Source organism: Morococcus cerebrosus (genome assembly GCF_022749515.1).
GTDB lineage: Bacteria > Pseudomonadota > Gammaproteobacteria > Burkholderiales > Neisseriaceae > Neisseria > Neisseria cerebrosa.
This window is the reverse complement of sequence record NZ_CP094242.1, coordinates 1,660,324-1,672,602: the sequence shown is the minus strand read 5'-3', so window position 1 is coordinate 1,672,602 and position 12,279 is coordinate 1,660,324. Positions and strand designations below refer to the sequence as shown.

Below are 12,279 nucleotides of genomic sequence, written 5' to 3'. Positions count from 1 at the left end.
GGTTCGATATCTCTCTCGCATCCGACATCATTAGAAAAAATTGATAAACAACGCCGATTTAAGGATTCACCATGGCACTATTCCTCAGCATTTTTCCCATCATCCTGCTGATTTGGCTGATGGTTAAGAAAAACAGCATGCCTTCCTACATCGCACTGCCGATTACCGCCGCGCTGATTTACGCCATCAAGCTGTTTTATTTCAACGACGACGCTATGCTGCTCAACGCAACTGCAGCGTCCGGCCTGGTTTCCACATTGACGCCGATTACCGTGATTTTCGGTGCGATCATGTTCAACCGTATGATGGAAACCACCGGCTGTATCGATATTATCCGCAAATGGCTGGCGACCATCAGCCCGAATCCTGTGGCGCAGCTGATGATTATCGGCTGGTCGTTCGCCTTTATGATTGAGGGTGCATCCGGCTTCGGTACGCCTGCTGCGATTGCCGCCCCGATTCTGATGAGCCTGGGTTTCAACCCGTTGAAAGTGGCAATTTTTACGCTGGTTATGAACTCCGTGCCGGTATCTTTCGGCGCAGTGGGTACGCCGACTTGGTTCGGTTTCGCACCATTAAACCTGAGTGCCGAAAACATCCTTGCCATCGGCAGACAAACCGGCGTGATGCACTTCTTCGCAGGTTTCATCATCCCCGTCATCGGCTTGAGCTTCATCGTGCCTTGGTCTGAAATCCGTAAAAACTTAGGCTTCATCGGCATCGCCGTTTTCTCTTGTACCATTCCTTATGTTGCATTGGCGATGGTCAACGAAGAATTCCCATCACTCGTTGCCGGCGCAATCGGCCTGATGGTGTCTGTATTCGCCGCCAACCACGGCTGGGGCTTGAGCAAAGACCATCCGAAAGACCCGAATGCCGAAAAAGTACCTTTTGCCCAAGTCGCCAAAGCACTTGCCCCCCTGGGTATGCTTATCGGCATGCTGGTCGTTACCCGTATCAAACAGCTCGGCATCAAAGGCCTGCTGACCAGCAAAGAAGAATGGTTCAGCTTCCAACTGCCGTTTGATTTGAGCAAAATCACCGTCAGCGACTCTTTGACCATTACCTTCGGCAACATTTTCGGACAAGGCGTCAGCGCGTCTTACCAAACCCTCTACGTTCCTGCATGGATTCCGTTTGTCTTTACCGTTTGGATTTGTATCCTGCTTTATAAAACCAAATTCAAAGACGCCTGGGCTTTCTACGCTGCAACGTTCAACCAAACCAAAAAACCGCTGCTTGCCTTGATGGGCGCGCTGATTATGGTTCAACTGATGATGGTTGGCGGCGACGACTCCATGGTGAAAATCATCGGTAAAGAGTTTGCCGCGATGGCAGGCGAACACTGGGTTTACTTCTCTCCTTACCTTGGCGCTATCGGTGCATTCTTCTCCGGTTCGAACACCGTATCCAACCTGACATTTGGTCCAATTCAGCAACAAATCGCCCTTGATACCGGCCTGTCCGTGACCCTCATCCTCGCCCTGCAATCCGTCGGCGGCGCAATGGGCAACATGGTCTGCATCAACAACATCATCGCCGTATGTACCGTACTGGACGTGAAAAACGCCGAAGGTGCGATTATCAAGAAAACCGTCATCCCCATGGCGATTTACGGTGTGATTGCTGTCGCCATAGCAATTATTTTCTTTCCTCTAAGGTAAGCACCTTGTAACGCAAAAGGTCGTCTGAAAAATGTTCAGACGACCTTTTTCTTTTGTCCTTCCGGTACGATGTTTTGTTACAATATTCATAACCATACCGATAAGCACAAGCTGCAATCCAAGGAGAAAACATGAAAACCGCTATTGTCGATTACGGCATGGGCAACCTGCATTCCGTCCTCAAATCCGTACAGGCCGCGCAAGCCTTGTCGGGCAAAGCCGGTGAAGTTTATCTGACCGACCGCCCCGAAGACATCCTCGCTGCCGACAAAATCATTTTCCCCGGTCAGGGTGCGATGCCCGACTGTATGGCTGCATTGAGGCAAAGCGGTTTGGGCGAGGCAGTGGAAGATGGATTGAAAAACAAACCGTTTTTCGGCATCTGCGTAGGCGCGCAATTATTGTTCGAACACAGCGAAGAAGGTGATACCGCCGGACTGGGTTGGTTTAAAGGCAGGGTCAAACGCTTCTCCGCCAATCAAACCGATGAACACGGAGGTCGTCTGAAAGTGCCGCACATGGGCTGGAACACAGTACGCCAAACCCGCCCGCACCCGCTGTTTAAAGACATTGGTCAAGAAACGCGCTTTTACTTTGTACACAGCTACTACTTCGCTCCCGAAGACCCTGAAACCGTCCTTGCTACCAGCGAATATCCGCACGAATTTGCCTGCATTGTCGGCAAAGACAATGTGTTCGCCACCCAGTTCCACACGGAAAAAAGCCATGATGTAGGATTGTTGCTGTTACGCAATTTTTTGGACTGGACAGTTTGAAAAGGCTTGCACTTTGATTTTTATAAATTAATCAGGTCGTCTGAAAAGGATTTTCAAGCAATTTTAATCAGGATTTCGTATCACTGTTATCTTAAATTATTCAAATATGCTAAAACTCGATAATTTGTGTAAAATACACTCCGCATAAGGATAGGACTCCCATGCTGCTGATTCCCGCAATCGATTTAAAAGAAGGCCGCTGCGTGCGCCTGAAACAAGGTTTGATGGAGCAGGCGACGGTGTTTTCCGATTCGCCCGCCGAAACTGCGCTGCATTGGTTCAAGCAAGGCGCGCGCCGTTTACATTTGGTGGACTTGAACGGCGCATTTGCCGGCGTTCCGCAAAATTTCCCCGCCATCAAGGACATCCTCGCTGCTGTTGCCAAAGACATTCCCGTACAACTGGGCGGCGGGATACGCGACCTGGAAACCATTGAAAAATATTTGGATTTGGGACTGAACGACGTCATTATCGGTACGGCGGCGGTAAAAAATCCCGACTTCGTGCGCGAGGCGTGTAAAACATTTCCCGGGCAGATTATCGTCGGGTTGGATGCCAAAGACGGCATGGTGGCGATAGACGGCTGGGCGACGGTAACCGAGCATCATGTGATTGATTTGGCGAAACGTTTTGAAGACGACGGCGTCAACAGCATCATCTACACCGACATCGGCCGCGACGGCATGATGAGCGGCGTGAACATCGACGCAACCGTCAAATTGGCACAAGCCGTCGCCATTCCGGTTATCGCATCGGGCGGGTTGACCAATTTGGATGACATCCGCGCTTTGTGTGCCGTTGAAAAACACGGCGTGGCGGGTGCGATTACCGGTCGCGCGATTTACGAGGGCAGTATTGATTTTGCCCAAGCGCAGCAGTTGGCGGATTCGTTGGCATAAGTTGCATTGGCGAGACCCGCTGCGCTCGTTTTGCGAAATTCGTTACACTCATTTTAGCGAAACTCGCTGCGCTCGTTTTCAGACGACCTTATTCAAAAACAACCATCAAGGTCGTCTGAAATGACCAAACGTTTACTTACTCACTTGTCCCGCCGTTTTCAAACAATATAGCGGGACGAAGATACACAATACTCGGTTGAACCTGTTTGCTTTCATTGTTGTCCTGTCTTCACAGGCAGGACAAAAGATGGGTTCGTCCATTTTTCTTCACAATAAAAGGCGGCAGACCGCCGAATATTGTTTGGGACTCACCATCCCACACTCACTAGTTTTATTTACTTTTCAAGGGGTATTTCATGTTTGAAGCATTTATTTTGGGCTTTTGGATTATCTGGTCGTCCGGTCGCAACGTGCGCGCCGTCAGCGAGGGCTTGGGATTTACCATTATCGCCATCCTCGTCCGCCAGCTTTCCGCGTTCGATATGCCGATGATCGACACCTATTGGATGGTGTTTAACGGCGCGTTGTGGGCATTTGCCAGCGCAGTGTTTTATATCGTCGGGCGCTTTAGCGGCAACTTTATGACTTCCTGCGTATTCGCCGCCATTGCAGGCGTCGGCTATTTCCAACTGCTCCAACACCTGCCCAAATGGGTGCACAACTGGCTGGCATAACACCTGCCTTGCCGGTATCAATGATTTGAAAGGTCGTCTGAAACGGATTGTCCGTTTGGGTGAAATCCGCTGTATGGATTTTAGCGAAACCCACTGCGCCCACTTTCAGACGACCTCATTCCTAGATTTGGAAAGGCATTCAAAATGGCACTGGCAAAACGCATCATCCCCTGTCTCGACGTTAAAGACGGCCGCGTCGTCAAAGGCGTAAACTTTCTCGGTTTGCGCGATGCGGGCAATCCCGTCGATGTCGCCAAACGCTACAACGACGAAGGTGCGGACGAGCTGACCTTCCTCGACATCACTGCCTCCTCCGACAACCGCGACACCATTTTGCACGTCATCGAAGACGTTGCCTCACAAGTTTTCATTCCGCTGACCGTCGGCGGCGGTGTGCGCACCGTAGCCGACATCCGCCGCCTGCTCAATGCCGGTGCGGACAAAGCCAGCATCAACACCGCTGCCGTCACCAACCCCGATTTAGTCAACGAAGCCGCCGGATTTTTCGGCTCGCAAGCCATCGTCGTCGCCGTCGATGCCAAAGCCGTCAATCCCGAAAACACCCGCTGGGAAATCTTCACCCACGGCGGGCGCACGCCGACCGGCTTGGACGCAGTCGAATGGGCGGTTGAAATGCAGCGGCGCGGCGCGGGCGAAATCCTGCTTACCAGTATGGACAGGGACGGCACGAAACAAGGCTTCAACCTGCCGCTGACCCGCGCTGTCAGCGAAGCGGTCGATATTCCCGTCATCGCCTCCGGCGGCGTCGGCAATGTGCAGCATCTGATTGACGGCATCAAAGAAGGCAAAGCAGATGCCGTGCTTGCCGCCAGTATTTTCCATTTCGGTGAAGTCAGTATCCGCGATGCGAAGCTCGCCATGCGCGAAGCTGGAATCGAAGTGCGGCTGTAAGTTGAACTTGATTGACTCGAGGTCGTCTGAAAACGAGCGCAGCGAGTTTCGCCAAAACGAGTGTAACGAGTTTCGCTAAAATGAACGAAGCGAGTTCGTCAAAATAAATAAGGATGCCGAATATGGATAACAGCCTGCTTGAAGCCGTCAAATTCGACGAAAAAGGCTTGGTCTGCGCCATCGCCCAAGATAGGCAGACCCGCCGCGTATTGATGGTCGCATGGATGAACGCCGAAGCCCTGCAAAAAACCGTAGAAACCGGTTTCGCCCACTATTACAGCCGCTCGCGCCAAAAACAATGGATGAAAGGCGAAGAATCGGGGCACACGCAAAAAGTGTACGAATTACGCCTCGACTGCGACGGCGACGCCATTGTGATGCTGATAGACCAAAACGGCGGCATCGCCTGCCATACGGGACGCGAAAGCTGTTTCTACAAAGTTTGGAAAGACGGCGCATGGCAGACGGTTGATGCCGTGTTGAAAGACGAAAAAGCTATTTATGGGCATACGCATCCTTAGAGGTCGTCTGAAAACGAGAGAATCGAGTTTCGCTAAAACGAGCGCAGCGAGTTTCGCCAAAACAAGTGTAACGAGTTTCGCTAAAAATCGGGCGGATGATTGTCTGTTGTCAGAAACAGCGTTACGCGAAACCCTGCAAACCTATGCCTTATCCGAATAGTCCTTATCCTTCAAAGCCGAAAATCCCATGACCGACACCATCCTTACCCAAATCCAAAACACCATCGACTCCCGCAAAGGCGGCAATCCCGAAGCTTCCTACGTTGCCCAGCTTCTGCACAAAGGCGAAGACAAAATCCTCAAAAAAGTCATCGAAGAAGCGGGTGAAGTCCTGATGGCGTCGAAAGACGGCGGCGGCGAACACCTCGTTTACGAAGTGGCCGACTTATGGTTTCACACTATGGTTCTCTTGGCGCACCACGGTTTGCGCGCCGAAGATGTCGTCAACGAGCTTGCGCGCCGTCAAGGTTTATCAGGCTTAGCGGAAAAAGCCTCTCGCAAAGAGTCTTGAATTTATATTACAATCCGACCTTATTCGTTTTTCTGCCGTCTGTTTGACGAAACTCGCTGCACACGTTTTAGCGAAACTCGCTGCGCTCGTTTTAGCGAAACTCGATTCTCTCGTTTTCAGACGACCTCGGAGCCATTATGGACAACTGTATTTTCTGTAAAATCGCCGCCAAAGACATTCCGGCGCAAACCGTGTACGAAGACGACGAGATGTTGTGCTTCAAAGACATCCGCCCCGCCGCACCGGTTCATCTGTTGCTGATTCCGAAAGTCCATTTCGACTCGCTGGCACACGCCGCGCCCGAACATCAAACCCTCTTGGGCAAAATGATGTTGAAAGTCCCTCAAATCGCCGAAGCGGCAGGTTTGACCGACGGCTTCAAAACCCGTATCAACACAGGCAAAGGCGGCGGGCAGGAAGTGTTCCACCTGCATATCCACATCATGGGTACGCCTGCATAAACCAACATTCCCACCATCCATTTTCAACTATATCAAGGATTTATTATGGGTAGCTTCTCTCTGTGGCACTGGATTATCGTATTAATCATCGTCGTTTTGGTTTTCGGTACCAAAAAACTGCGCAACGTCGGCAAAGACCTCGGCGGAGCCGTGCATGACTTCAAACAAGGTCTGAACGAGGGCACCGACGGCAAAGACGCCAAAAAAGACGAAGTCATCGAACACAAAAAAGACGAAGACAAAGCATAATCTATGTTTGATTTCGGTTTGGGCGAGCTGCTGTTAGTCGGCATCGTCGCCCTGATTGTACTCGGTCCAGAGCGTCTGCCCGAAGCTGCCCGCGCCGCCGGACGGCTCATCGGCAAGCTGCAACGCCTCGTCAGCAGCGTCAAGCAAGAATTCAACACCCAAGTCGAATTGGAAGAGCTGCGCAAAGCCAAACAGGAATTTGAAGCCGCCGCCGCACAAGTGCGCGACAGCCTCAAAGAAACCAGTACGGATATGCAGGACAACCTGCACGACATTTCCGACGGACTCAAACCTTGGGAACGCCTGCCGGCGCAACGCACGCCTGCCGATTTCGGTTTGGATGAACACGGCAACCCGCTTCCTTCGTTAAGCACGGAAGTTTCAGACGACCCGGCTGTTTCCACGTCGTCTGAAAACGCTATGGCGCAAGCAGGCAATCCGACGAATGCCGTCGAAACCGACATGCCTGCAGAATCCGAACAAGACCGCGCTTGGCGCGAATACCTGACCGGCAGCGCCGCTCCGGTGTCCAATGCCGTAGAAGTCAGCTATATCGACACTTCCGCAGACGCGCCCGTGCTGCATATCACTTCCCTCAAAAAACAAGCGATGAACCGCAAGCGCGACCTGCGCCCGAAATTTCATGCCAAACCCAAACTTCGCGTCCGTAAAAAGTGAGTAAACCGGTGTCCGAACCTCAAAACGAACAACCCGTCCAACCTCTTATCGAACACCTTATCGAGCTGCGCCGCCGCCTGATGTGGATCGTCATCGGCATCGTCGTCTGCTTTCTCGGCATGATGCCGTTTGCCCAGCAGCTTTATACCTTCGTTGCCGAACCATTGATGGTGAATCTTCCCAAAGACACCAGCATGATTGCCACCGACGTCATCGCGCCGTTTTTCGTGCCGGTGAAAGTGACGCTGATGGCGGCATTCCTCGTTTCCCTGCCGCACACGCTCTACCAAATCTGGGCATTCGTCGCACCCGCCCTCTACCAAAACGAAAAACGACTGATCACCCCGCTCGTCCTCTCCAGCGTCAGCCTGTTTTTTGTCGGCATGGCGTTTGCCTATTACCTCGTTTTCCCCGTCATCTTTAAATTCCTCGCAGGCATCACCCCCGTCGGCGTCAACATGGCGACCGACATCGACAAATACCTGTCCTTTATTTTGGGCATGTTCGTCGCATTCGGCACGACTTTCGAAGTCCCCGTCGTCGTCGTCCTGCTCGCCAAAATCGGCGTCGTGACCACCGAACAACTCAAAAACGCACGACCCTACGTCATTGTCGGCGCATTCGTCGTTGCCGCCATCATTACCCCGCCGGACGTGATTTCCCAAACCCTGCTTGCCGTCCCGCTTATCTTGCTTTACGAAGCAGGCATCTGGTGCAGCCGCTTTGCCAAACCCAAATCGGACAAAACCGACGAACACCCGCCCCTTCCACCCGCAGAAACTTAAATCAGCCTGCAATGGAGAGCGTAAATATTAAAAGGTCGTCTGAAACGTTTCAGACGACCTTTACCGCGTTTAACCAAGTGCTAAATGACTGCTAATTTTGCCGTGTTTAAATACACCCATCAAAACCCCAATGACACATTTCGAAAGGAAGTCGAACATGAAAAAATTATTATTGACCGCCATCGTCGCTTTGTCCGCTGCTGTCGCAGGTGCCAACGATTACATCGAACACCAAATTTACAGCGACAAAAATTTTGAACAAAACCGTACCAAAGCCATCAGAATGCTTGAGCAACGCGGTTACCGCGTTCACGACATCGATGCCGACGACTATCGCGGCAGACCTGTATTGGACGTAGAAGCCTACAAAGGCGGACGCGAATACGACATCAAATTGTCTTACCCCGACTTGAGAATCATCAAAGAGCGTATCGACTACTGATAAACGATGCGTTACAACTGCCGCAAACTGCCCGTTTGGCGGCAGTTTTTGTTGAAGAAGAACTTGGATTTCCGACTTAATCATTACAAACATGATTATTCCAAGAAATGTAATGTTTTTATCGATAATGTATGACGTTGTGTAAATTCCCCGAATCAGAGGAACTAAAAAACGCTTTTCCCTTTCGATTTAAATTGATTCACTCAAACGGAGGATAAACATGGATTTCCACGATAAAAATAAAAAAGGGCAAGAGCCGCAAAATACGGTTTCTGACTGGGAGAAACCTTTCGAACGACCCGATCCCGATGCGCCGCAGCCTGTTTCCGAAGTTTGGGAAGACTCAGAAGAAGCGTTTGCTAAGGGTGAAGAAAATTTAAAAACTGAAGAAGCTGTAAACATTGAAGAAGCCGTGAAAGCTGAAGAAACTTTAAAAGTTGAAGAAGCTTCGGAGTCTGAAACGGCAGACCATCGACAAGACAGCAATGCCGAAGAGGCCGTGATGGATAACATCATCCTTGAAGGCATTGAGACGTCGTCTGAAAAGCCCAAAAAGAAAAAGAAAGACAAAAAAGACAAGGCGAAGAAGAAAAAACAAGCCGCCGATGTGCCGCCTTCCGATCTTTTGGGTACGAACAAAGGCGTGGAAACCATGTTCCGCAACGCCGTGCGTTCGGAAATGGAGCTGCTCGCGCTGGCGGCGACCAAGGCGAACATTATGATTTCGCTCAACGGTTTTATCGTGTCTGCGCTGATGATTTCGGGCGCATTTATTTTTTCATCGTCACCCGAATTTCTGATTCCGGCGAGTACGTTTATGATTACCGCCGCCGCGTCCATCGTGTTCGCGCTGCTGTCCGCTTCGCCCGAACGTATCGGCAAAATGCAGGCGGCGCGTGCTTGGGTTAAGGATTTCTTCCGCGGACGCGCCAAACTGCGTGATTTGAGAACCCGCCTCAGCAGCACCCAAACGCGCTTTTTCAGCGGCAGCCAGCCCAATATCCTGATTTACGAAGACCGTGTGAAGGTGCAAAAAGACCAATATTGGGAAATGATGCAGGAGATTATGGGCGACCGCAAACAAGTCTATCAAAAGATGAGCGATCATCTTTACTGGCTGGGCCTGCTGGCGGACAAACAGTTCAAATACATCAACTTGTCTTATGCCGTATTCCGTTGGGGGCTTTTGGCTTCGCTGGCGGCGTTTATCGGTGTGAAGACGCTGCCTTCGCTGCTGACCCAACCTGCCAACAATGCGGCAGAGCTGCGCTCTTTGGGTATTAATATGTTCAACGGCGTGTACGAGCCATCTGCCGTGCAACAGCTTCCCGACGGCAAACTGTTGATTGCAGAAGACGAACCGAATCATGCGTTCAGCATCGTCAGCATCGATCCGTCAGGCAGATTTATCGAAGACGAGGCCTTGGATACGCGCGTGATCACCGGCTTCAAACGCCGCCTAAGCGACTTGGAAGCATTGGCGCGCGACGATGAAGGCTTTATCTACGCGCTCACTTCGCATTCGCGCACCCGCAAAGGCAACCGCTCGCCCGACCGCGAACACCTGATGCGCTTTAAAATCCAAGACGGCAATGTGTTGGGACTGACCAGCTACGACAATCTGACGCAAGTTTTGGAAACCGACCACAAATTGCACGACCTTATCCGCGAACGCACCAAAGCCGAAGTTTCCTTTGAAGAAATCAATATCGAAGGTATGGCGTTCGACCCTGTGAAGAAACGCCTCGTCTTGGGCTTCCGCGATCCTGAGTTCAACAATATGGCGCTGGTGGCATTCATCAGCAACCCGAAAGACGTGTTCGAGCGCAACGCCAAGCCTGAGTTTGACGAAGTCGCCATCCTCGACATCGACGGCGGCGGTATCCGTTCCATCAACTACGACCCAGTGTTGAAAAACTACGTCATCGCCAACGAAGTGAAGGATGAAAACGGGCAGAAATTCTCGCAACTGTGGACTTGGAGCGGCAACCCGACCGACGAACCGCAAAAAATCTCACTGCCTAACCTGCAACACATCACCAACGTCGAAGCCGTCGATTCGATTACGGTCAATGGCAAACCGCAAATGATTCTGATGGGCGACGAAGGCAACGCTTCGCAGAAAATTACTGCCAAGTATATGTTGGTGGATTACAGCCAGCTTGGTAAACAGTAGTTTTAAAGCTGATTAAAGGTCGTCTGAAACTGAGGTTTAAGGTTTCAGACGACCTTTTATATTTGTGGCTTTGGGTTGTTGGTTGGAGGAGGAATGATTGCCGTTTGTCCTATGCTTTTTAATTTTTTTAGCAAGATTTTTTGTTAACTCATGAAGAAAAATTCGATTTAAGTCAAAAAAAATAACTGCATTTTTCTCTTTCTGTTGTTTTTTGGTCAATATTAAATTGAAGGCAAAAGTTGAGGAGGAGGTAATAATGGGGATTAAAACAAAAATAAATTTCAAACATTTATGCTTATTGAGTTGATATTTTTTGTGAGATTTTTGAGGGTGAATTCTACTAAATAGATATTTACGGAATAAATTGTTACTAATTGTTAAATATTCCTGGTGATTTGCCGATTATCCTGATATTATACCGTTCATCATAAATATACCGATTATCTTCGATAAGAGCCATTTATCGAGGAAGTGTTTCCGGATTTATCTGGTTTTTTGTGGAGTTACATCATGACGACTGTTGCTATCGATATTCAACCTCAATTCCGCTTTACCTGCATGGCAGCCAATGCCAACCATTTCCTGCATCAACCGGAAAACATGGTTAAAGAATTAAACCGTCAGGCAGCTATCGCAGATAAGCGTATTTTGGTCGAGAACGTCAATATTGATCCGGAGAGTATTTGCGCCGCAGTCGTTAAACGCAACGGAATTATGTTTGCGCGGGAAAGTGGCTATTTTAGCCAGTGTGCAGGTGGTTGCCGTGGTGCAAATTTGCTGGATGGTTTGCCGGCATCTGCTGATTATGACCATGTAATCGAATTAGGCGGGGAGAATGGTTTTGGTGCATGCTTCCATGATGATAACGAAGCCCGCAGCACCGGTTTGATTGAATGGCTTTATGCAGAAAAAGCAGATACTGTCATTATCGGCGGTTTGGCAACGGAAGAAGCAATCAGCCGTACCGCCGAACAATTATTGTGGTACAACGACAGCCTGCACATTATCGTCAATCTTGCCGCATGCCATGGCTATGCACCTGAAAGTACCATTCAGGCTGTCTATAAAATGCGTAAATCCGGTATCTCTGTTGTCAGCAACGCCGAAGAGATTCCCGAACAAATGCTCCGTTATGCTAACGAAGCTTGGTTTAAAGTGTCGTAACCTCTTGCTATCACTCCCAGCTGCAAGAGTTTTTCAGGTCGCTTTTAGCGGCCTGTTTTTTTGAATTATATGGTATGCATGAGAAAAGGTCGTCTGAAAGTGTAATTTTTGTTTTCAGGCGACTTGAGGCAAGGTATTTATGGATAAAATATACGGCGATAAAAGCCAAGCGGTCCTTGTCTCTATAATATTTTATGATACAATATGCCTCTTCTCTTGAGGGTCTGTAGCTCAGGGGTTAGAGCAGGGGACTCATAATCCCTTGGTCGTGGGTTCGAACCCCACCGGACCCACCAATTACCGAAGCCCGGACAAATGTCCGGGCTTTTTCTTTTGTGCTTTTTATCATGGTAGTGTTCGTTTGAAA

At 50.0% G+C, this 12,279-nt stretch carries 15 protein-coding genes and 1 tRNA gene; 15 read left to right on the top strand and 1 reads right to left on the bottom strand.

The annotated features are described in order from the left end of the window. The first annotated feature begins 71 nt into the window (after positions 1 to 71). From MON37_RS07900 to MON37_RS07840, 13 genes are all read left to right on the top strand, one after another. Positions 72 to 1,664 carry an L-lactate permease gene (locus MON37_RS07900; RefSeq protein WP_039406876.1) on the top strand — a complete coding sequence of 531 codons (1,593 nt, stop codon included), beginning with the start codon at positions 72 to 74 and terminating at the stop codon, positions 1,662 to 1,664. Positions 1,665 to 1,795: 131 nt separating this feature from the next. Beyond that, the gene (hisH, locus tag MON37_RS07895) at positions 1,796 to 2,440 is read left to right on the top strand and encodes an imidazole glycerol phosphate synthase subunit HisH (protein ID WP_039406879.1); all 645 of its coding nucleotides are present in this window, start codon (positions 1,796 to 1,798) and stop codon (positions 2,438 to 2,440) included. A gap of 161 nt (positions 2,441 to 2,601) precedes the next feature. Beyond that, on the top strand, positions 2,602 to 3,339 hold the full coding sequence (gene hisA / locus MON37_RS07890; RefSeq protein ID WP_009313164.1) for a 1-(5-phosphoribosyl)-5-[(5-phosphoribosylamino)methylideneamino]imidazole-4-carboxamide isomerase: 738 nt from the start codon (positions 2,602 to 2,604) through the stop codon (positions 3,337 to 3,339). A gap of 356 nt (positions 3,340 to 3,695) precedes the next feature. Further along, positions 3,696 to 4,013, top strand: coding sequence for a hypothetical protein (locus tag MON37_RS07885; protein ID WP_003740874.1), 318 nt, complete (start codon positions 3,696 to 3,698; stop codon positions 4,011 to 4,013). Between the two features lie 144 nt (positions 4,014 to 4,157). Beyond that, a complete protein-coding gene (gene hisF, locus MON37_RS07880) occupies positions 4,158 to 4,925 on the top strand; it encodes an imidazole glycerol phosphate synthase subunit HisF (RefSeq protein WP_003776869.1) in 768 nt (255 codons plus the stop codon). Positions 4,926 to 5,047: 122 nt separating this feature from the next. Continuing rightward, the gene (gene hisI / locus MON37_RS07875; RefSeq protein ID WP_003769029.1) at positions 5,048 to 5,446 is read left to right on the top strand and encodes a phosphoribosyl-AMP cyclohydrolase; all 399 of its coding nucleotides are present in this window, start codon (positions 5,048 to 5,050) and stop codon (positions 5,444 to 5,446) included. Positions 5,447 to 5,633: 187 nt separating this feature from the next. Further along, positions 5,634 to 5,957, top strand: a complete 324-nt coding sequence (locus MON37_RS07870; RefSeq protein WP_039406885.1) for a phosphoribosyl-ATP diphosphatase — start codon at positions 5,634 to 5,636, stop codon at positions 5,955 to 5,957. Positions 5,958 to 6,094: 137 nt separating this feature from the next. Further along, positions 6,095 to 6,418 (top strand): histidine triad nucleotide-binding protein, encoded by a 324-nt coding sequence (locus MON37_RS07865; RefSeq protein ID WP_039406889.1) that lies wholly within the window; start codon positions 6,095 to 6,097, stop codon positions 6,416 to 6,418. Positions 6,419 to 6,463: 45 nt separating this feature from the next. Continuing rightward, positions 6,464 to 6,667: a Sec-independent protein translocase subunit TatA gene (tatA, locus tag MON37_RS07860; RefSeq protein WP_003679438.1), complete on the top strand. Its 204-nt coding sequence runs from the start codon at positions 6,464 to 6,466 to the stop codon at positions 6,665 to 6,667. A 3-nt stretch (positions 6,668 to 6,670) separates the two neighbouring features. Beyond that, the gene (tatB, locus tag MON37_RS07855; protein ID WP_039406892.1) at positions 6,671 to 7,345 is read left to right on the top strand and encodes a Sec-independent protein translocase protein TatB; all 675 of its coding nucleotides are present in this window, start codon (positions 6,671 to 6,673) and stop codon (positions 7,343 to 7,345) included. Positions 7,346 to 7,353: 8 nt separating this feature from the next. After that, positions 7,354 to 8,130, top strand: a complete 777-nt coding sequence (gene tatC, locus MON37_RS07850) for a twin-arginine translocase subunit TatC (protein ID WP_039406895.1) — start codon at positions 7,354 to 7,356, stop codon at positions 8,128 to 8,130. 157 nt (positions 8,131 to 8,287) lie between these two features. Further along, positions 8,288 to 8,572 (top strand): PepSY domain-containing protein, encoded by a 285-nt coding sequence (locus tag MON37_RS07845; RefSeq protein WP_039406898.1) that lies wholly within the window; start codon positions 8,288 to 8,290, stop codon positions 8,570 to 8,572. 220 nt (positions 8,573 to 8,792) lie between these two features. Next, complete coding sequence (locus MON37_RS07840; RefSeq protein WP_039406900.1) at positions 8,793 to 10,748, top strand: Pycsar system effector family protein; 1,956 nt, start codon at positions 8,793 to 8,795, stop codon at positions 10,746 to 10,748. 36 nt (positions 10,749 to 10,784) lie between these two features. Here the strand turns inward: MON37_RS07840 and MON37_RS07835 are convergent, their stop codons facing one another. Next, positions 10,785 to 11,033 carry a hypothetical protein gene (locus MON37_RS07835; RefSeq protein WP_141752686.1) on the bottom strand — a complete coding sequence of 83 codons (249 nt, stop codon included), beginning with the start codon at positions 11,031 to 11,033 and terminating at the stop codon, positions 10,785 to 10,787. 225 nt (positions 11,034 to 11,258) lie between these two features. Between MON37_RS07835 and MON37_RS07830 the strand changes: the two genes are divergently transcribed. Beyond that, positions 11,259 to 11,912: a cysteine hydrolase family protein gene (locus MON37_RS07830; protein WP_039406902.1), complete on the top strand. Its 654-nt coding sequence runs from the start codon at positions 11,259 to 11,261 to the stop codon at positions 11,910 to 11,912. 220 nt (positions 11,913 to 12,132) lie between these two features. Beyond that, positions 12,133 to 12,208 (top strand) — tRNA-Ile (locus MON37_RS07825). Positions 12,209 to 12,279: the final 71 nt, after the last annotated feature.